This window comes from Priestia sp. MDV22-iso46 (assembly GCF_058629175.1).
Window position 1 is genome coordinate 784,624 of sequence record NZ_JBZVWT010000001.1, and the last position, 20,651, is coordinate 805,274.

22 protein-coding genes and 1 pseudogene are annotated in these 20,651 nt (G+C 37.2%); 6 read left to right on the top strand and 17 right to left on the bottom strand.

Annotated elements, in window-relative coordinates:
- Positions 1-23: 23 nt before the first annotated feature.
- From AC4NPH_RS04115 to AC4NPH_RS04150, 8 genes are all read right to left on the bottom strand, one after another.
- The gene (locus AC4NPH_RS04115) at positions 24-2,435 is read right to left on the bottom strand and encodes a S8 family serine peptidase (protein WP_098314908.1); all 2,412 of its coding nucleotides are present in this window, start codon (positions 2,433-2,435) and stop codon (positions 24-26) included.
- A 739-nt stretch (positions 2,436-3,174) separates the two neighbouring features.
- Entirely contained in the window at positions 3,175-3,612 is a 438-nt protein-coding gene (locus AC4NPH_RS04120; protein ID WP_013056909.1) for a S1 domain-containing RNA-binding protein, read from the bottom strand.
- A 181-nt stretch (positions 3,613-3,793) separates the two neighbouring features.
- On the bottom strand, positions 3,794-4,615 hold the full coding sequence (gene nadE / locus AC4NPH_RS04125) for an NAD(+) synthase (RefSeq protein ID WP_013083029.1): 822 nt from the start codon (positions 4,613-4,615) through the stop codon (positions 3,794-3,796).
- Between the two features lie 34 nt (positions 4,616-4,649).
- On the bottom strand, positions 4,650-5,330 hold the full coding sequence (gene nadD / locus AC4NPH_RS04130; RefSeq protein ID WP_013056907.1) for a nicotinate (nicotinamide) nucleotide adenylyltransferase: 681 nt from the start codon (positions 5,328-5,330) through the stop codon (positions 4,650-4,652).
- Positions 5,331-5,345: 15 nt separating this feature from the next.
- Positions 5,346-6,815, bottom strand: a complete 1,470-nt coding sequence (locus tag AC4NPH_RS04135) for a nicotinate phosphoribosyltransferase (protein WP_041816550.1) — start codon at positions 6,813-6,815, stop codon at positions 5,346-5,348.
- Between the two features lie 23 nt (positions 6,816-6,838).
- A complete protein-coding gene (locus AC4NPH_RS04140; RefSeq protein ID WP_013056905.1) occupies positions 6,839-7,387 on the bottom strand; it encodes a cysteine hydrolase family protein in 549 nt (182 codons plus the stop codon).
- A 71-nt stretch (positions 7,388-7,458) separates the two neighbouring features.
- Positions 7,459-8,235, bottom strand: a complete 777-nt coding sequence (locus tag AC4NPH_RS04145; protein WP_013056904.1) for an NUDIX domain-containing protein — start codon at positions 8,233-8,235, stop codon at positions 7,459-7,461.
- 220 nt (positions 8,236-8,455) lie between these two features.
- Positions 8,456-8,851 carry a CDI toxin immunity protein gene (locus tag AC4NPH_RS04150; protein ID WP_098196441.1) on the bottom strand — a complete coding sequence of 132 codons (396 nt, stop codon included), beginning with the start codon at positions 8,849-8,851 and terminating at the stop codon, positions 8,456-8,458.
- 331 nt (positions 8,852-9,182) lie between these two features.
- Here AC4NPH_RS04150 and AC4NPH_RS04155 point away from each other — a divergent pair, with 331 nt between their 5' ends.
- A complete protein-coding gene (locus AC4NPH_RS04155; RefSeq protein WP_063671486.1) occupies positions 9,183-10,271 on the top strand; it encodes an FAD-dependent monooxygenase in 1,089 nt (362 codons plus the stop codon).
- Positions 10,272-10,374: 103 nt separating this feature from the next.
- On the opposite strand, the gene AC4NPH_RS04160 is transcribed toward AC4NPH_RS04155, so the two are convergent.
- Both AC4NPH_RS04160 and AC4NPH_RS04165 read right to left on the bottom strand, forming a co-directional pair.
- A complete protein-coding gene (locus tag AC4NPH_RS04160; protein WP_013056901.1) occupies positions 10,375-10,710 on the bottom strand; it encodes a helix-turn-helix domain-containing protein in 336 nt (111 codons plus the stop codon).
- 182 nt (positions 10,711-10,892) lie between these two features.
- Positions 10,893-11,018, bottom strand: coding sequence for an anti-repressor SinI family protein (locus AC4NPH_RS04165; protein ID WP_013056900.1), 126 nt, complete (start codon positions 11,016-11,018; stop codon positions 10,893-10,895).
- A gap of 232 nt (positions 11,019-11,250) precedes the next feature.
- On the opposite strand from AC4NPH_RS04165, the gene AC4NPH_RS04170 reads away from it, so the two are divergent.
- Positions 11,251-12,804 carry an alpha/beta hydrolase gene (locus AC4NPH_RS04170; RefSeq protein ID WP_063671484.1) on the top strand — a complete coding sequence of 518 codons (1,554 nt, stop codon included), beginning with the start codon at positions 11,251-11,253 and terminating at the stop codon, positions 12,802-12,804.
- A gap of 15 nt (positions 12,805-12,819) precedes the next feature.
- Positions 12,820-13,290, top strand: a complete 471-nt coding sequence (locus AC4NPH_RS04175; protein WP_013056898.1) for a DinB family protein — start codon at positions 12,820-12,822, stop codon at positions 13,288-13,290.
- A 64-nt stretch (positions 13,291-13,354) separates the two neighbouring features.
- On the opposite strand, the gene AC4NPH_RS04180 is transcribed toward AC4NPH_RS04175, so the two are convergent.
- From AC4NPH_RS04180 to AC4NPH_RS04190, 3 genes are all read right to left on the bottom strand, one after another.
- Positions 13,355-13,552, bottom strand: coding sequence for a hypothetical protein (locus AC4NPH_RS04180; RefSeq protein ID WP_013056897.1), 198 nt, complete (start codon positions 13,550-13,552; stop codon positions 13,355-13,357).
- A 115-nt stretch (positions 13,553-13,667) separates the two neighbouring features.
- Positions 13,668-14,096: a metallothiol transferase FosB gene (gene fosB / locus AC4NPH_RS04185; RefSeq protein ID WP_013056896.1), complete on the bottom strand. Its 429-nt coding sequence runs from the start codon at positions 14,094-14,096 to the stop codon at positions 13,668-13,670.
- A gap of 65 nt (positions 14,097-14,161) precedes the next feature.
- Positions 14,162-14,773 carry a LysE/ArgO family amino acid transporter gene (locus AC4NPH_RS04190; RefSeq protein WP_013056895.1) on the bottom strand — a complete coding sequence of 204 codons (612 nt, stop codon included), beginning with the start codon at positions 14,771-14,773 and terminating at the stop codon, positions 14,162-14,164.
- Between the two features lie 103 nt (positions 14,774-14,876).
- On the opposite strand from AC4NPH_RS04190, the gene AC4NPH_RS04195 reads away from it, so the two are divergent.
- Positions 14,877-16,319: an aminotransferase-like domain-containing protein gene (locus tag AC4NPH_RS04195; protein ID WP_098196440.1), complete on the top strand. Its 1,443-nt coding sequence runs from the start codon at positions 14,877-14,879 to the stop codon at positions 16,317-16,319.
- On the opposite strand, the gene AC4NPH_RS04200 is transcribed toward AC4NPH_RS04195, so the two are convergent.
- From AC4NPH_RS04200 to AC4NPH_RS04210, 3 genes and pseudogenes are all read right to left on the bottom strand, one after another.
- Complete coding sequence (locus tag AC4NPH_RS04200) at positions 16,310-17,386, bottom strand: HAMP domain-containing sensor histidine kinase (RefSeq protein WP_013056893.1); 1,077 nt, start codon at positions 17,384-17,386, stop codon at positions 16,310-16,312. The genes AC4NPH_RS04195 and AC4NPH_RS04200 overlap by 10 nt on opposite strands.
- The gene (locus AC4NPH_RS04205; protein WP_013056892.1) at positions 17,383-18,063 is read right to left on the bottom strand and encodes a response regulator transcription factor; all 681 of its coding nucleotides are present in this window, start codon (positions 18,061-18,063) and stop codon (positions 17,383-17,385) included. Before AC4NPH_RS04205 ends, AC4NPH_RS04200 begins: the two co-directional genes overlap by 4 nt.
- 11 nt (positions 18,064-18,074) lie before the next feature.
- Positions 18,075-18,638 (bottom strand): annotated as a pseudogene (locus tag AC4NPH_RS04210) (class I SAM-dependent methyltransferase).
- A 233-nt stretch (positions 18,639-18,871) separates the two neighbouring features.
- Between AC4NPH_RS04210 and AC4NPH_RS04215 the strand changes: the two are divergent.
- Complete coding sequence (locus tag AC4NPH_RS04215) at positions 18,872-19,006, top strand: hypothetical protein (RefSeq protein WP_255292858.1); 135 nt, start codon at positions 18,872-18,874, stop codon at positions 19,004-19,006.
- A gap of 83 nt (positions 19,007-19,089) precedes the next feature.
- Here AC4NPH_RS04215 and AC4NPH_RS04220 read toward each other — a convergent pair whose 3' ends face one another.
- On the bottom strand, positions 19,090-19,809 hold the full coding sequence (locus AC4NPH_RS04220; protein ID WP_013056891.1) for an SDR family NAD(P)-dependent oxidoreductase: 720 nt from the start codon (positions 19,807-19,809) through the stop codon (positions 19,090-19,092).
- Positions 19,810-20,006: 197 nt separating this feature from the next.
- Between AC4NPH_RS04220 and AC4NPH_RS04225 the strand changes: the two genes are divergently transcribed.
- Positions 20,007-20,633, top strand: coding sequence for an FMN-dependent NADH-azoreductase (locus tag AC4NPH_RS04225; protein WP_098196439.1), 627 nt, complete (start codon positions 20,007-20,009; stop codon positions 20,631-20,633).
- Positions 20,634-20,651 lie beyond the last annotated feature (18 nt).

Sequence of the window (20,651 nt, forward strand, 5' to 3'; positions counted from 1 at the left end):
AGAGACTGGCACTCTTTTTTTATTTATTTAATTTCGAATTCTCCTAAAGAACCTGTCGTCTGACCTGCTTTTACTGCTTCTGCGTATAAATAATATGTTCCCGCTGGAAGAGCTTCACCATTAATCTTTCCGTCCCACGTTGCGCTAGAGAATCCTTTTTCTACATTCGTATACGAACCTAACAATTCCCCTTTTTCTAACGTTGCATCGTAAATGTAATAGCTAAGCTTCTCTGCTCCTCCTGGTAAATAACTGCCGTATTCAAATGATCCATTTCCAAGTACATCTACATACGCAGAAGTAACGCGCGGGTAATCCGGCTCTTTTACAAATAAGATGGTTGGAACATCGTACGTTTCTTTATTGTTACTTACGGTAATTGTCCCTTCGTAATAGCCAGGAGATAATTTCCCTGCATCTACTTTTACATTCAGGTTTACTTTTTGCGTTTTTCCTGCATTAACAACTAAATCGTTTGTTGATTTAACGTCAATTGCCTGATGGCTTTTCTTAAATTTTACTTTGACCGAGTATTTTTGACTGTGATTTGATAGATTTTTAATCTTAAAGCTTTGTTTTTCTACTTGTTTCCCTTTATCTTTATAAAAGACACCGTACGAGTGACTTCCTGGTGTAATAAGCGTTTTTGCTTTAATTGCATCTACTACGCGCATGCTTCCTGCACCTTGCGTATTATGAGGATAAACCAGCCCGTTGCGGTCACGAAGCAATTCCGTTGTATTCATTAAAGATGCTTTTACGTCTTCTACTTTATAATTTGGATGCGCCTGTAAAATTAACGCTGCTGCTCCTGCTACGTGCGGCGCGGCCATACTTGTTCCTTGTTTTGACCCATATCCATGAGGGTTGCTTGGATCATTTGTTGGCACTGTGCTGATAATATCTACTCCAGGTGCTGAAATGTCTGGCTTAATCATCCACGTATCCACAACCGGTCCGCGAGATGAAAAATCAGCCATTGTTTCATCAACTGTCTGATCAAATGTTGCAGTAAAAGAGCCCGTGACGGATCCTTTTGCTAAAGAAGCTACCAAAGCTTGTCCATCGGCTTTTGATAGGCGAATACTTGGCAGAGATGTACCTGGAATATCAGGAATTGTCCCTTCTACGTTGTTGTAAATCACCGTTGCAACAGCACCGGCTTTTTTCGCATTATCAACTTTATCTACAAACGCAATGTCGCCGCGAGAAATAACCGCTACTTTTCCTTTTACATCCTTTCCTTCAAAGTCTTCTGGTTTACCGAGTCCGACAGGTACAAATTCATACTTTTTACCGCTTGCATCTAGTAATGCCTTGTCATTTGGAAAGCCCATTACTTCAGCTGAAGCATAGCTTGCGTTATCTACAGTTAATGTCGTTTTATACAAATTGTAAGGAAGCTGAGTTGCACCAACTGAAATAGCTTCACGAGACGTCCCTGGAGAGCCTACTGTCCAGTTAGCTGGTCCACTGTTTCCATTTGATGTAACAGCTACTACTCCTTCTTCCATTGCCCAATCTAACGCAATACTCGTTGCCAAGTCAGGATTATTAATTGTGTCTCCAAGCGACAGGTTCATTACATCCGCTCCGTCTTCTACCGCACGTTCAATACCGGCGATCACGTCTTCCGTTGTACCCGTTCCTCCTGGGCCTAATACACGATAAGCAAGTAAATGGGCATCAGGAGCTACCCCTTTAATTTTCCCGTCCGCTGCAATTGTTCCTGCTACGTGGGTTCCGTGCGTTGTTGCTTCTCCTTTTGGATCTCCAGCCGGCGTTTCTTGAGGATCTTTGTCATCATCTACAAAATCCCATCCTTTATAATTCTCAAACGCTGACTTTAAATCCGGGTGGTCGTAATCAACGCCTGTATCGATAACGGCTACGGTCATATTTTTACCTGTATATCCTGACTTCCACGCTTGATCTGCTCCCACATAGTAAATGCTTTTATCCATTTCAGAACCGTATTCTTCGGCGCTCACTTCTTTCGATTTCACTTCTGTTGTATGATATTCAACGCTTGGATAAATAGCTTTTACTCCAGGTAAACTTGCTACTTTTTCAAGGTCATTAGCCGGAAGTTCCGCTGAAAATCCGGAAAACACTTGGTCATATTCACGTTTTACTTTTGAAGTTTTAGAAGCTTTTGAAAGCTCTTTTTTCACTTCGTCACGCGCTTTTTTAATCTTTCCTTTACTTTGCGCTACTCCCTTTTTCTTTGCTTCCGCTACAGACTCTTCATTTAACTCTACAATAACTTTTACTTTTTTAGCCGACTTTAAGTTATAGTCTCCTTGAATTTTAACTAAAGACGGTTCAAGCGCTGGTTTTGAATTTCCGTTAGCGGATGCTCCCATTGCAAAAGAAGATAAAGCAACCGAAAATGCTACTGTACTCAATACAGCCCGAATTGATACTTTTTTCATCGTTTTCCCCTCTCCATTTCTCTCTATAATTCATGCAACTATGTATGTCTTCATCCCGAGAACATACGCATCTTTTACTTAGCTTGCGAGCTAAAAATTAGAATAGTATGGAAGTTCTATATATTACTATAAAATCCTTGAGTCTATGGAATCATTTTATATATCCCTAAAAATTAAGCACTAATGCTCAAAAAATGAAGAATTTTGTCTATTTCTCGTCTTTCCGTAACTTTTTTATTCCTAAAATTATGAAGAGATTAGATGAATATACAAGAATACTGACGAATTTCTGTTAATTTAGCTATTTTTATCAGGGACTCATCCCTACTTTCCCTTCGTTTACTTATAAGGTTTTTTATTATTTTAAGAAAATTGTTCTTATAAGCGCTTTTTATTTTATAAATTATTATTTAGAACATAGTTTAATTTAATATAAAATATCGCACTTAATTAAATGAAATTTTAAAAGATTACGAATAATAAAGGGAGGTCTTGCAGATACTAACGTCAACGCTCGCACAAAGGGAGGCATGATTATGATAGATTTAAATTTCATCCTACTCATCCTTGATCTTCTCTCATCTCTTGTCACTATTGGCATCTACTTTACAACCAAGTAAGTACCTAACCTTCTCTTTACTCTTCTAGCGCATGTACTTAAGCTATTACAAAAAAGAAGCAAGCCAATTTTTACTGGCTTGCTTCAGCTATATAATAAAGTAGTTAAAGTGGAAGGGATTTATCCGCGTCTTCCGCCTCTGCCACCTCGTTTTGATTCAGTGCTGCGTTTTAGTGTAGATAAATTATCTTCACTATCCTTTAAGAAACGCGCCATTTTTTGTTCGAAGTTTTCCTTTGGTTGGAAGTTGCTTTTAGAACGATTATCATTATTTCTTGCCTGACGTGGCGGGCGTTGTGAATAAGAAGATGAGGGTCTTTCAGGTTTATCTATCGCTTTTTTAATCGATAATCCAATTTTTCCGTCTTTCTCATTAACGACTTTCACTTCAATTTCTTGACCAACTTTAAGATGGTCATTAATGTCTTTTACATAGCTGTCAGCTACCTCACTAATATGTACAAGCCCAGTTTGACCTCCAGGTAATTCTACAAATGCTCCAAAATTAGTAATACCTGTTACTTTACCTTGTACCTTGCTACCTACTTCAACTGCCATAAAAAATGTTCCTCCTCAATAATATTAAAAGCACTTCATTATACCAAAGTGCGTAAGAATAACAAAGTGTGTATGAGAAAACAATTCGTTAATTTACACTTTTTCCGCCACTTTTTTGTTTTATGAAAGAAATCAGTCAAAATAATGCCCATATTAGATATACCTAATATGGGCATTTCTCTCATTTCCACCATTCATCAAACATGCTAGCCGGTAACTGACGCTTATGTTCAGTAATACGATAGCGCTGTTCAATTTTTTCAGCGGCTTCTTGTGATACTTCTTTTCCTTCCAAATAATCGTCTAGTTCATCATAAGAAATTCCTAGTTCCGTTTCATCAGATTGACCAGGACTATTATCTAACAAGTCAGCTGTTGGTACTTTTTCGTACAATCGTTTATCTGCACCTAATTCTTTTAGCAATGCTTTTCCTTGACGTTTTGTTAATCCCGTTAGAGGCAGCACGTCTGCTCCGCCATCCCCGTATTTCGTAAAAAAGCCTGTTACTGCTTCTGCTGCATGATCGGTTCCGATAACTAAAAGGCCGTTTTCTCCCCCGATTGCATACTGTACAATCATACGTGTACGTGCTTTGACATTTCCTTTATGAAAATCAGACAGCGCTATATCTGTCGCGCCTGTAAACGAACTTTCAAATGCTTCCACCGTGTTTTTAATATTAAACGTATATGTTTCATTAGGTTTAATAAATTCTAGTGACGCCTTCGCATCTGCTTCATCATGCTGCGTGCCATGAGGCAAGCGAACGGCTACAAATTTTGCTTCATATTCTTCTTTTCGCAATTCGTCTACAGCAATCTGCGCTAATCGCCCAGCTAAGCTAGAGTCCTGCCCCCCGCTTATACCTAATACAAAGCCTTTTGCATTTGCTGACTTTAGGTAGCTTTTCAGAAAATCAACGCGGGCACGAATTTCTTGTGCTGGATCAATTTCAGATTTCACATGTAGCTCTTTTCTTATTTTTTCTTGCATGTCTGACATGATACATGCTCTCCTTCCATTATATGTAGATTTGTTACTGATACAGTCCATGTTTTTTACTATAAAAATAACAGAGATCAGGCATTAAATATCTTGGTTCTCCGCCCCGGGCAAATTCTTGACGAATATAAGTAGAACTGATTTCCATCGCCAGCCCTTTATCAAGAAGCTGAAACCGGCCGTCGTCATAATTTCGAAGCAATGGAGAATGACTAATAGCTTTCAACATGTCTATTCCCTCTCTTGCCATGATGATAAACTGGTTTTTACTAATAAGTTCATCTGCTTTCTTCCACTTGCCTTCACCAATATCTTGCAGTAAGTCGGCTCCCATAATAAAAAATAAATCAGCGTGTGGAAGCAATTTTTTAAAGTGCTCCATAGTGTAGTATGTGTAATGATAGCCGGGCAATACGTCTAGCTCATACGTATCGAGTAAAAATTTTGGGTTATCTTTAATCGCTAAGCTAACCATATTTACACGGTGCTCATCCGACGTCTGGAGCTTTTTATCTGTTCGTTTGTGCGATGAAGGCAAAAAGATAATAGCATCTAACTTCTTTCGATGCGCAACCGTTGATGCCGTCCAAAGATGAACATTGGTAACCGGATCAAAAGAAGAACCATAAATACCAATTTTCGCTCCTTTTTCTAAAAGCTTATCTATTTTTTTATCAGGGTTTAGCTGTTGAAAATAAGCACGCGTATCTGACATGTCTCCAGCTCCCTACTATTTTTTATTTAGGGCTTCCGCTACTTTTTGTTTTACGTACGCAATTTGACGCGTTTTATTTTCCCAACATTTCTCGCTTAAATCTACTGGATATTCTTCAGGATTGCGCGTACGCTTATATTCATCCCAAAGCAGCTCTAAATTATCTTTTACGTACTGCTGAATTTCCTGAAGTTCTTCTGTTTCATACACAAGCTTTCCGTTTACAAAGATATCATGATGGAGTTCTTTTGCCTCAAAATTTGTGACGAATTTACTGATAAACGTATGAACAGGATGGAACATTTTTAAACGTTCTTCGCTTTGAGGATCTTCATCTTCCATCGTGATATAATCCCCTTCAGATTTTCCATTCAAATTATTAATAATACGATATACGCGCTTCAACCCTGGTGTACTCACTTTTTCAGGATTGGCGCTAATTTTAATCGTATCCATCATCTCGCCATTTTCTCCTTCAATAGAGACGAGTTTATATACTGCTCCAAGCGCCGGCTGATCATATGCAGTAATGAGCTTAGTGCCAATTCCCCACATGTCTATTCGTGCCCCTTGCGACTTTAAATGCATAATCGTATCTTCATCTAAATCGTTGGAAGCAACAATTTTTGTGTCTGTAAACCCTGCTTCATCTAACATTTGACGAGCTTTTTTAGACAAATATGTTAAATCGCCGCTGTCTAAGCGAATCGCTGTAAAATTAATTTTATCGCCTAATTCTTTTGCTACTTTAATGGCGTTGGGAACTCCTGATTTTAACGTATCGTACGTATCAACTAGAAACACGCAGTTTTTATGGCGACGAGCATATTTATGAAATGCAATATATTCGTCTTTATAAGCCTGCACCATGGCATGAGCATGCGTTCCTGCAACTGGAATTCCAAATTTCTTTCCTGCTCGCACGTTAGAAGTAGCACCAAATCCGCCAATATAGGCTGCTCTTGTTCCCCAAATAGCAGCGTCCATTTCTTGAGCGCGGCGTGTTCCAAATTCCATTGCCACTTGATCTCCCACTACATGTTTGATTCGAGCTGCTTTCGTCGCAATCAGCGTTTGGTAATTCACAATATTCAAAATAGCTGTTTCTACGAGCTGAGCTTCAATTAATGGTGCTTCTACACGTAAAATTGGTTCATTATGAAACACAAGCTCACCTTCACGCATACATCGAATCGTTCCAGTAAACGTAAGGTCTTTTAAGTAAGCTAAATAATCTTCTTTAAAACCTAATTCTTCGTGCAAGTAGGTTAAATCTGATTCGCTAAATTTAAATGCTTTAATATATTCAATAATTCTTTCTAATCCAGCAAAAACAGCATAGCCATTTCCAAAAGGAAGTTTGCGGAAGAAAACTTCAAAAACAGCTCTCTTTTGATGAATATTATCTTCCCAGTACGTTTCTCCCATATTAATTTGATATAAATCGGTGTGTAGCATTACGCTGTCATCTGTAAACATATTCATTGATTTCCTCCACTTTTATGTCCTTAAATAATTTCTGCTCCGAGGCAAGATTTAAAATGTTCAAGCGCCCACTCATGACCTTTTTGATTAAAGCTTGCTACGGCTTTTTCATAAATATAAATAGCAAATCCTTTATTATAGGCATCTACTGCTGTATGAAGTACACAAATATCCGTGCATACACCTGCTAAGTAGACATCGGTAATTTGTCTTTCTCTCAGTTTAATCTCCAGATCCGTTCCAGCAAATGCGCTGTATCTCGTCTTATTCATCCATTCTACATTTGCCTTTGATTGATACACATTATATAAATCATTTAACTTTCCGTATAGCTCTCTTCCTGCAGAACCTTCAACATTATGAGGCGGAAACAGCGCTGATTCTGGATGCAAGGAATCATTTTCTTTATGAAAATCAATGGCGAACACGACATACTCGTTTTGCTCAATAAATTGACGCGTAATATCGCTTATGGATGTTTCAATGTGTCTCCCTGGTTCTCCGCATGTCAAAGCTCCGTTTTCAGCTACAAAATCATTTGTATAATCGATGTTAATCAGTGCTTTTTTCATTATGTTTCCCCCTCATACGTGAAAATTAACAGTTAACATATTGTTAATTATTTGAATTGAAAGTTTTTCTTTTAGTAGCGTGCTGTATAGATTGGCTTCATCACATTCATTTCAACAAACCGGTAGAGCTTTGTTGGTTTTTTAGACGTTCTCGTCGTTGTTTTTCCATCTACTTCTTCAATAAATGGCAGCATTCTTATTTTTCGTGCAAAGGCCTGATCACTTTTAATCGCTGCATCATCCGTTACGGTAAGCAGCACAGCCTGCAGCTCAGAGTATGTAAACTGAGAAGGCAGAAACTTCTGGGCAATGGTCGTTTGCAATAAATCTTTCTTAATTTCCTTGATTGCATCTCGAATGATGATTTCATGATCAAATGCTAAAGGCAATGAAAAGATTTCATCTATTTTAAATAATTCAACTCGAGCAGCATCATCATTCGCTTTTCGCTTTATTAGACTATCTTCTGGGACGATTGCATAATGTGCGTTTGTAATGACCCATCCTCTATCGTCCCTGCCAGGCTCATCATAGACACCATAGTGTTTTAAATGAATATCTTTTACGCCCGTTTCTTCTTCGAGCTCTCTTTTAGCCGCTTCAAAAGCTGATTCATCAGGATGGACAAATCCGCCAGGAAGCGCCCACTTTCCTGCTTCGCTGTTCTTTTCTCCTTCTGCATTCACCATTGCTCGTTGGATAAGCATTAATTTCAAACTCATTTTAGGTGGTTTGTATGGTTCTTTTTCTTCCGTCACAATCGTAAATACAGCAATATCTGACGTATAGCCATAGGGTTTAGGGTATTCTTTTTTCGTTTGATTCGTTACTGCTTTATTGTTCGACATTCATCATTTCTCCTGATCGCTCTTTTTACAATTAACAATATGATTAATGTTAATTATATTTGTTTTATGGAAAATGTCAATACTTTTCCTACTAATTATAAAGAGAAGGTAATTTATGTTGTAAATAACGTTATGTTTCGTATTTTTTAGATTTATATGCATAAAAAGCTGAGTGAAGAGGTTCTAATTCGCCTCCTCCCTCAGCTTTTTTTCCTTTTAATTAACGTGCTGCTAAACCAATCATCATTTTACCGTCTTTAAAATACTCAATTACATAGTCAACAGACGGACAGTAAATAAATGCTTCTTCTGTAAGATCAGCTGTTTGTTGAAAAAATAGGAAAGCCTGAGCTAAATCGACGCTTACAGCTTTAGTTGCTCGTTTCCAAAATAAAACAACCTGATGTTCTTTTATATTCATCTCTTGAAGCCATTTTTTGATTTCTTCAATATGCCGGGTGGACTTTTTAATTAATACTTTTCTCCAATTAATTTGCATGATTGTTAAAAAAGGAAAGGTGTTTGAAAGTTTTTCGAAGTAAATGCTTGTCTGCCTTTTTGTTAGCAAATCTGCACTGTTACCCAATGTTTGAATATAATGTTCTACTTTTGTCATAATCATCCTCCAGTCGAAATTGGAGTTTGCTAGAATTTTCAGAAACGATCTCTACTCTTCTTGCTAAAAATCCTGCAGCTTTCCAACCGTGCTTTTTCTCAACAATTTTGAAATTTCACCTTTTTATACAAATTATTCAAAATAATTTGTGTATTTTAGTTTATCATAAAACTTAATCTTTGACTTTGATTATGTAGAACCTTATTTGTGTTTTGTCCAAAGAGCGAATTTCATAGAAGAAAAGCTATAAAAAAGTTGACATTAACATTTATAAAAGTTAATATACTTACTAAAAGTAACTTAATTGCATATAACAAACAAGGTGAAGAAAATGAACTATCAAACAGATGTGTGTATAATAGGAGCCGGACCAGGCGGTGCTCTACTGGCCTATCTACTGGCTAAACAAAATATATCAACTATACTGATAGAGAGATCTGATGAGCTTGGAAAAGAATTTCGAGGCGAACATTTAAATGAAGATGGAGAAATGATTCTTAAGAAACATCATATATTTGAAGAAATTGAAAGCTTAGGCCTCCTTCGAATGTCTAGGGTCGAATACTGGAAGGATGGACATGTATTCAAAACGATAGAATCTGAACTTGGACATGCAGGAATTCATGTTCCACAGCAGCATCTCCTTCAGTCTATAAATAACCAAGCAAGCATCCATCTCTCCTACAAGCTTATGCTGGGCACAAAAGTAACGGAGCTAATGCAGAATGAAAAAGGACAATATACTGGAATAAAAGCTCAGCAAAAAGGCCGGGGTGAAATAATAGTTGAAAGTAAAATCATTATTGGAGCAGATGGTCGATATTCAACTGTTCGCAAACTTGCGCACATAAAAAACAATATCCACAATCATGGATACGATTTGCTTTGGGCGAAAATTCCTGCACCTGCCAATTGGGAGCCTTCTATTAAATTTTCACTTGTGAAGCAGCAGCAGGTGGCGCTTTTTTCTCAAGCAAAAGGCTTTGTTCAAATCGGATGGAATATTGAAAAAGGCAGCTATCCTGCTCTTCGAAAGCAATCGTTTAGACCGTTTATTCAGCGTTTAATAGACGCTTTCCCTAGCTTAAACCTTTCAATAGAAAGGTTTATTACGTCGTGGTCAGACTTTACGCTTCTTTCTGTGCAAAGCAGCATAAGCGAAGTATGGTCAAAGCATCACCTGTTATTATTAGGGGATGCTGCTCATACGATGACTCCCACTGGCGCTTTTGGATTAAACGAGTCATTAAAAGATGCTGACTTACTGTCTGACTTACTGCATCAAGTTTTTTATCAAAACAAAAAGATTTCAGAAACATTGAGACAGTTTGAACAGAAAAGAAAGCCTGAATTAATAACTCTTGAACGTATTCAGTTTCAGCGAGAAAAAGAATTCTCGTCCCATTTTATTTCTTCTTAAGCCTAAAAAAGAGATTCCATAGATAAATGGAATCTCTTTTTTACAATCATGATTTTTCAGCAGTTGTTCTATGTAAGTTCTCTTTTATGTATATTCCACGAAGTTAATCTTGCTTTGCCCGCTGCCATTTTTGAAATTCAAGAAATTGTTTAAACTGCTCTTTGCTTATTCCTGACTCCGCTGCTTCTTTTGCTAACTCAAGCCACTCATCATCAATATCCAACGATTCAGATTTATCCATAGGCTCATGAATCAATCTATCAATACTGACGTTCAATGAGGTAGAAATTTTGTTTAGAAATTGAATAGATGGGTTGAGCTGAATTCCTCTTTCTACTGAAGATATGTACGATTTAGCAACACCCGCTCGGTTTGCAAGTTCTGTTAGCGATATTCCCTGTTTCGTTCTGAGATCTCGAATACGTTGGCCAATTGTCATTTTAATCACCCTTACTAATGCTTACTTATCGATAATAATACCATAATTTCACTTTACCGTGCATTATAAATAAACGTTCTTACTGTAAAGGGATGATTATACATCTAGTAGACATAGCTTGAGACTCGCTATAAAGGTTATCTATGCTTAGAAAATTCTTTATTTTCTTACTAGTGTATTGGCTAAGAATTTGAGCTAATACTTTGTAAAAATTGTCTAACTTCCTCGATGCTTATACCTGTTTGTTTTGCTTCCATTATGAGCATAACCCATTCTAAGTCTAACGCATTTTCGTCTTTAAAATTCATAATTCTCCTCCTTTCTTCTTTTTCCGAAATTGATAACGTTTTCTTTTTGCTGTTTTTGGGCATTCTCCCTTATTTTTCACTATGGTTTTACAGTATAATGGATATTACTAGAACATTAGACATTTTTTAATTACTAAAAAGTACCCATTTTTTTGAATTTTTTGTCTATTCTTATCATAATAATTTTACCGTTACACAAACGCTACAGTTAGACACTAGGAGGATTGTTTTTATGCCTTTTCTGCATACGGCGACAGAAAAAATTTACTATGAAGTTCATTCGCCCGTATTCACTGACAAGACAGAAACCATTGTGATGGTTCATTCTGTTATCACTGATCATACGCTTTTTGATTCTATTACTGCAGAATTAACCCAACATTATTGTGTTATTCAATACGATTTGAGAGAGACAGGAAATAGCGCCTCCGCTACAGGGGAGATATCGTTTGAGGCTCATATTGAAGATCTTTTCCACTTATTACATACGTTACATATAAAGAAATGTTACTTAGTTGGCGTGGGATTTGGAGGACAAATCGCTGTTAAATTTGCTGCCCGCTATGAATTTCTTATTGAGGGACTGATACTATTGTCTCTTCCTTTTTATTCAGATAGCACCCTTCAAAAGATTAAGAGATGTTACAACGAAGAAAGTAAAAACCAAATACCGGTAGATAAAATTTTCGAATTAGGCAAACTAGAGAGTCTGGAACCTACAAACATACAACAGGTAATTGAAAGACTAAAAAAAATGGATCCCGGTGTATATTTCCGCTTTCTTAAACTATCTATTACAGACAATCTATTTCAAGAGTTGACTAGCATTTCACTTCCTGTACTCACTTTATCTGGTCAACATGATTTTCTGTTTTCATCTCAGTATCTCATTTCAAAGACGATGTTTTTAAAAAACTACAGTCATATGACCATACCTAACGCACATTCTTTATTTTTGGTAAAAGAAAAAACAACTTTACTCAAAGAAATTGCCGTAGATTTTATTAAAAGTAACAAAACTCAGCCGTCTTCTTTAAGAAATGACTCTATGAAAATACTTAAAAACTGGGAAAGTGATACGGCTATAGACATACAAAAAGACTTCCATGCCCACACACCCTCTCTTAAAGTAGATTTCTTGTACTCTTTTTCCGTCTATGTAAATGGCCAGCTTATTACAGAGGGCTGGAATAAGCGCTTTGCTCAAGAAATTTTACTATATCTTATTTTTCATCATTCTATCAGCAGAGAACAGCTATGCGAAGCGTTGTGGCCTGACATACCTTTAAGCAATGCCAAAAAGAATTTACGCGTCTACTTGTCTCATTTAAAAAAGTTATTGAATGCAGAAAAGGAAGAGCCAGTTTTACTTGTTAACAGGCAGCTCATTTCTTTAAACGCAGATGTATCAAGCGATGGATTAGATTTATTAACTGACCTTCAGTGGATTACCGAACAGTCTGATCCGACGTTGAAATTCAAGGAAGCTGAACAGCGACTGCACCAATTAGTTCCTCATTATTTAACAACGATTTATGACGACTGGTTCCTTGATATCCGAGTAAAAATAGAGATTATTCTTCTTGACTTATTAATCTGGATGAAAGAATGGCTTTGTGAGAATGGAAAAGTTTCAAAAGCCGTATTTTTACTCATTAAATTTATTGATTTAGTAGAAGAAAAGGAATTCATTTATGATGAAATTGTCGATTGCTATATTAAGCTCGATAACAATGAAAAATCAGAGTACTGGCTGGATCAAAAAATGCGGTATTTAGTTGAATAAAAAGGATGTGAATACATGAATTCGTACTGTGAGATGGTGTTTAATCAAATAAACGTTAACATCCATTCCCTAACCGCAATCATTAATGACGTTACAGAAGAAGAGCTTGCTTATCGTCCCCTCCCTCACAAGCGGTCTATTCAAGAGCTGTTGCAGCATTTATGTCTCATTTGTAGTGCAGACTATTATATTTCCTTAGGCTACTCTGCAGATAAAATGAATGACTTTTATCTGCAGCATCCAGCTTATACAAAGCTTGAACTCAAAGCTGCTTTAGTAGAGGGCTTCAATCAGCTAAAAGCAGCCTACTCTTCTTTTGACGAACAAAAGCTATTTTCACTGCAGACATCCTATTGGGGATGCACGTATACACGTTTTGAGTGGCTACTTGAAATTCAATCTCATTTATACCATCACCGTGCAGAACTGTACACGCTTCTAACCTGTTACCGCAGAAACGGATTGGATGTAGTGCTTTTTGAGTAATATCATTTTGAAATAGAAAAAAGCAGTGAAGCTAAAGCTTCACTGCTTTTTCTTACTATTTATATTAGATAACCTTTATTTTTGTTTTAATTGTATAATATGTATCTGCTACTAGTCCTACTGCAAGTCCGCTAATCATCCCGTACGGCAATACGCCAGGTACATTTTGATAAAAAGTTCCGATGAACATTGCAGCTAGTATGCCGAAAAGTACGCCTATTACAATATGCGAACCAAACTTCACCTGTTTTGCGGTATACATTCTTCCTCCTCCTCACTTTTTTTCCATTATATCACAACAGTATCGTTTGTTTAATGATAAATGCAAGAAGAAGGCGAATGTAATAGAATTATAACCTCATGTAACTATTTTAGTACTACTCTTTTAGCGAATAAAACTTCATATGTGGCTTTTCATCTTGGTAATACGCTAAACGGTCTTGGAGCGTACCGGTATGAAATTCAAATTTATGCCCATCTGGATCCGTAAAATAAAGAGATTTTTTGTCTCTCTCGTCACGGCTTCTTCCCGGTAAGATTGTTACATTATGCTGTTTTAACAATTCTTTTGCTTCGTCAAAGCTTTCAATGGTAATAGAAAACGCTAAATGAGTATACGAATACTGAATTTCTGATCTAGGTACATTTTTTTCTTCGTTTAACGCCAGCCACAATCCATTAAGATTAAAATAAGCGGTGGATTTTCCTTTCACTAAAAGTTCCGCTCCTAACACTTTCTGATAAAAGGTGATGGACTGTTCTAAATTTGACACGGAAAAGCACATATGATTAATTCCTTGAATCATTTTTTACCCTCGCTTTCTAGAAAAAAGCATTTTTATATTACATAACTTTCCTTTCAACGTTTATTCTAATGAAAAAGAATGCTTTTTGCCATGTAAAGAGCCACTCCCCAAATCATACATGCAGAAACCTTATTCACCCAAATCATTATTTTCCCATTTGTATCCATTTTTCCTATCACTTTTCCTGCAAAAGCTAAAAATAAAAACCATATCCACGAAACAGATATCGTAACCAGCGTAAAAATCCATTTTTCCTTTCCGCTGTACAGTAGAGAATTTGTTCCGATTACGCCTATAATATCCATCAGCGCGTGGGGATTTAGCAGAGATACAGAAGCAGCAAATAGAATCTGCGCTTTTACCGTCATTCCTTCCTTTAATGACGTTTTCGAAGGTTCGCTCTTCCATGTTACAAAGCCCATATACGCTAAAAAAAGAAAACCTATTCCAAAAATAAGCGTTTGAAAAAACGAAAAAGCAGCAACTACTGCTGAAACTCCCAGCACTGCGACTATAATTAAAATCGTATCACAAACAGAAGCCGTCACCACTACGGGAAGCGCCTGTTTGAACATCCGTTGATTTGCTCCTTGATTAAAAACAAACACATTTTGTACTCCTAAAGGTAAAATCAAACCGAATGCTAACAACAAAGCGTGTATAACCACTGTAAACATGTTACTCTCTCCTTTCACTTTCATCTTACAATTGACATCCCCTGTTGTCTCCATCCAAGTTTTGATTTATAATACCAACCAAATTACAAAAAGGTGGTCTCACATGAATTGGACTCCAAATCCGGCTGATAAAAAGCCAATGCACAAACAAATTCAAGAGTATATGAAAGAGAAAATTACAAATGGAGAATGGCCTATTGGAACTAAAATTCCTTCGCAGCGCCATTTGGCTGCTACCTTTTCTGTAAATAGAAGCACAGTGGTAACAGCAACTGAAAACTTAATTGCTGAAGGACTGCTTAGTGGAAACAAAGGTGGTGGAACCAAAGTCATTAACAATACGTGGAGCTTACTAGCAGCAGGTTCTCACATGAACTGGAGTTCTTATGTAGAGGCAGGAATATACCAACCAAATTCTTCGACTATCCGCCATATTAACGAAGCTGAATTTCAACGGGGCATTATTCGTTTGGGAACTGGAGAGTTAGCACCTGACCTGCTCCCTTCTGATCAGCTTTCCGAGCTGTTTAGCGGAATGAAACATAGAAGCGTACACTTGGGGTACGAGCACCCAAAAGGTAACGGTGAACTGCGACAAGAGTTAGCGAAGCATGTAAAAAAACGAGGCATTGAAACGTCTCCTTCATCTATTTTAATTGTATCTGGTTCACTTCAAGCGCTTCAATTAATTTCAATCGGCCTGCTGCCTCCAGGTGCCAATATTTTAGCTGAAAAGCCATCTTATCTTTATTCTCTGCCCTTGTTTCAGTCCGCACAAATGAAAATAACGGGCGTTTCATTAGATAAAGAAGGAATTCAATTATCTTCATTAAAAGACCAGCATGAAAAAGAAAAAGGCACAGTCTTATATACGATACCCAACTTTCATAACCCAACCAATGTGACGATGAGCGAACAAAGGCGTCAAGAGCTACTTCATCGGTGTGAAATGATGCATTTGCCTATTATTGAAGATGATGCTTACGGAGAGCTTTGGTTTCATTCACCCCCTCCGCTTTCATTAAAAGCTCAAGATAAAAACGGAATGGTTCTTTATTTAGGAACGCTCTCTAAAACCTTCAGCCCAGGATTTCGAATTGGATGGGTTGTCGGGCCAGAACATGTGATTGAGCGATTGGCCGATCTTAAAATGCAAGTTGACTACGGAGCTAGTTCCTTATCTCAATGGGCTGCTGCTGAAGCTCTTAAGACAGGAATTTATGACAATCACGTTGCCAGCGTACGGTACAAATTAAAAGAAAAATCTCAGAAAGCACAGGCTATTTTAGAGAAGCATTTGGAAAGTCTCGCTACATGGAATGTTCCGAGCGGAGGTTTTTATTTTTGGCTTACGCTGCATAAGCCTGTTTCGATGCGTAAATTATTTAAGCACTGTCTAGATCAAGGCGTCCTTTTAAATCCAGGCGCATTATATGATCATGAAACATCGCAGCATATCAGAATATCCTTTGCTTATGCGACGCTTCCAGAATTTGAATACGGTATTAAAATAGTAGCAAAAAGCCTTAAGAATCTTTACTTATGATTCTCAAGGCTTTCTTGTGTTAGCGGCAGCTTTATAAAAAAAGTGAGCTTATTACGCTGAAGCTCCGCTCGTATATCTCCTTGATGAAGCAGGATGATTTGTTTAGCAATAGCCAGTCCTAAGCCTGAACCATTCGCATCCGTTCTTGATTCATCACCTCGATAAAATCGATCAAATAACTTTTCTACCTCAAGTTTTTCACTGATGTTAATGCTGTTCCTAAAGGAAATAATCAACGAATCCTCATCAATTTCCTGATTCACCTCTAATACGGAAGGCTTTTCGCTGTACTTTTTGGCATTTTCGAGCAAATTTTGAAATACTCTTACCATTTTCTCTACATCAATCAATACAACCGATTCACTAGCAAAACTAGTCTGAACGTCAATGCCTTCTCTTTTTAAAATCGGCTCGTACTCTCCTATCACCTGCTGAAGCAAACGTTTCATATCCACTTCATTTCGTTGAAGCTGAAGATCGGGACTCGTTAATTTTGTATAGTCAAACAACTCTTCAATTAAATCCGTTAAATAATTTGCTTTTGAATCGACAATATATAAATAGCTATCTAATGTTTCATCATCTAAATTTGCTCTTTTTTTAATTAAATCGAGGTACCCCACAATGGAGGTTAGCGGCGTGCGCAGATCGTGAGACACACTGGATATTAGCTCATTTTTTGCTTGTTCGATTTCTCGTTCGCGATTAAATTTTGTACGAAGCTGAGCAGACATTTTGTTAATATTTTGACTTAACTCAGCCAGTTCATCTTTTCCTCGCACATGGATGGTTGCTCCTAAATCTCCATTTGATATTTTTTGAACCTGTTCGGAAATTTCTTTCAGGTAACGAATATGGGAACGAATAAGTACTAAAAAAACAAAAATAAAGACCACAACCGCCATAGAAATAAGCCCAAACGCCAATAGATTATATGCAGAAACATTCATTTTCTCTTCTTGTATATACCTGCTTAAAACAAGCCTAGAAATTAAAATAAAAATTAAATTAGTAGCCAAAAAGCTTATAATGACAGCAAAAAGAAGCTTTACACTTATTCTTCTCATATCCTGTATCCTACGCCCCATATTGTTTTAATATAAATGGGCTTTTTCGGATTATCCTCAATTTTTTCGCGGATTTTTGTAATATGAACCATTACGGTACTATCCGATTTAAGCGCGTCTGCTTGCCAAACGGCTTCATATATTTTCCCCATACTCATCACCGTGCCCTTATGGCGTGCAAGCAGCTCTAAAATATCAAACTCTTTTGGCGTTAAGCGAATCTCTTGGCCGCGTACAAAGACGAGTCGGGTGCTGCGGTTAATTTCCAAATCGCCAATTTGAATAATTTCATGCTCAGCACGTTGATTGTATTTTTTATAGCGTCTAATTTGTGATTTAACCCGCGCGATGAGCTCGAGAGGATTAAATGGCTTTGTTAAGTAATCATCTGCGCCTGCTGTTAAGCCAGATATCTTGTCCATATCTTCTGACTTAGCTGACAGCATGATAATGGGCATGTTTTTTTCTTCACGTATTTTAAAAGCAGCCTCAATTCCATTCATCTGCGGCATCATAATATCTAATATAATTAAATCTACCTCTTGTTCTTCTAAAAGCGCTAACCCAGATACAGCATTAGAAACTTTCAGCGCTTCAAATCCTTCATTTTCTAAGTAAATAGCAATTAAATTACGAATTTGCTCATCGTCATCCATAATTAAAATTCTGTCTTTCATTTACAAACTCCTTATATCTCATTCTTTTCACATGTAAAAATGTATGCAGGCGGAACATTTCTCCACTCTTTTTCTACTTTAATCTTCGGGAAAAACGTACGAATCAACTCTTTTTTTAAATTCGTATATTGAAACGTAATAAATTTCCCTTCATCAGCTAATACGCTGCGCGTGTTTTGCAGAATACAGTCCGACACTTCAGACGGCAACGAGGCAAAAGGAAGACCTGATAATACGTAATCTATTTTTGTAATACCATACTGTATCAAGTACTTTTGAACATTTTCAGCGGATCCGTTTATCACGTACACATTTTTTTCATTCCTTACTTGTTCCTTTACTTTTTCGTAAAAATGCCGATTATATTCGATAAGAAGCAAAGTTGTACAAGCGCTTCATCTTCTTATTAATTCACGGGTGAAAGCTCCGGTTCCTGGTCCGTACTCTACTATACAGGCTGCATGTTCAAAATCAATCCCTTTTATCATCTTTTTCGCTAAGTGCTTAGAGCTTGGCAAAAGTGCTCCTACCGTTCGCGGCTGGTGAAAATATTGATACATAAAAGCTAAATTCATTTTCTATTCCTTCTTTCTACTCTTTCTTTCTAGAATAGAAAAAAAATCTAAAGAAACGTTAAGTAAATTTCTTAAGAATTCTTAAGAAAACAAAAAGGAGGATGGGACAAACATATTTTAGTTGAAGGAAGATCCGAACTATGAATTAAAATCCTTTATTGAGAATTAAGTGCATTCGAATTTTTTATGGTGATAGTCAACGTAGGTTTCATGTATGTAGGTGCTTCTAGCTGTTGATTGGAGGGCAAGGCGAAGACTCCTGCCGGAAAAGCGGAACAGATGAGACCCCGCAGGAGCGCATGCGACGAGGAGGCTCATCGGCCGCCCGCGGAAAGCGAAGTCTGGCACGGAGATCAACAGCGGTGTAACACGCGCCATACTGAATTATTTATCCCATTTGTTCGTCTTTGGATTGATGTAGTTAATGTCTCAATTCCTTTTGAAAGAGTATTCAGCGTAAATAACATCCGCTATTAAGATCAAAGGTGGCTCCTGTATAATGTTTTGCTTGAGGGCTTAATAAAAACAGGACCGTATCTGCCACGTCTTGAGGCGTAACAAAGCTTGGAATCAGCTGATGAGCGATGTATTCATTTTTGCGCCACTCTGGAATATTTTTCATCATATCGGTATTTACCATTGTAGGTGCTACCGCATTCACCCGCATATAAGGAGAAAAATTCATCGCACAGCTCTTGGTTAATCCTAATACTGCTGCTTTAGACATTCCATATATAGCATCGGAGCTTCCTTCCATTCCTGACACGGACGATATATTAATAATCGCCCCTTCTGTTTCCTTTTTCATTAATAATTCGCCAAAGTACTTGGAGAAATAAACATATCCTTTAATATTAATATCCATCACAAAATCTATTTCGTTTTCTTCATAATCCAATAAATTTTTTCCTAAATACACGCCTGCATTATTAACTAACCCATACAAATTTTTATCTTTTATTTGATAAAAAAGATCTTTTACATCCTTTCCATTTTTAACATCTACTACATGCGTTTCAATATGGCCCTTTGTATCTTCAGCTAGTTGTCTCAAAGCTTCATCATTAATATCACAAGCAATAACTGAATAGCACTTTGACACACACTCTTTTACAATTTCTTTGCCAATTCCAGAACCTGCACCCGTAACAATTATCCATTTTTCTTTCATCTCGACACCTCTTATTTACTTCTGTTACACATACTTGTTATGTAAATATTCAAACATTTATTATACCATTATTTTCTATATAAAAGTTCTTTTCCTATGCTCTTTTTCAGCTTACTGAACAAAGTGCGTATAGTTTTTTATACTAGTGATAACGATAAGACAGTACATTATTTCAAACAAGAAAGAGATGATAAGACGTGGCAAAAGTACTTTATATTACAGCTCATCCTCACGATGAGTCTCAATCATTCAGTATGGCAACTGGAAAAGCATTTATCGATGCTTACAAAGAGCACAATTCAAGTGACGAAGTTGTACATATTGACCTTTATAAAGAAAATATCCCTCATATTGATGCGGATGTATTTAGCGGCTGGGGCAAACTTCAGTCTGGCTCTGAACTTTCTTCTCATGAACAGGAAAAGGTCAATCGTCTTGCAGAACTGAGCGAACAGTTTGTAACCGCGGACAAATATGTTTTTGTAACGCCTATGTGGAACTTTTCATTTCCACCGGTTATGAAAGCTTATTTAGACTCTGTAGCCGTAGCCGGTAAGTCATTTAAATACACGGCAGAAGGTCCTGTTGGGCTATTAACGGATAAAAAAGCGCTTCATATTCAAGCGCGCGGAGGCATTTATTCGGAAGGTCCCGCAGCTGATATGGAAATGGGGCATCGTTATATTGGAATTATGATGAATTTCTTCGGAGTACCTTCGTTAGACGGCATTTTTGTCGAAGGGCATAACGCAATGCCAGATAAAGCGCAGGAAATTAAAGAAAAGGGAATAGACGAAGCCAAAAAACTTGCGCAAACTTTTTAATACAAAAACCCGCATAAA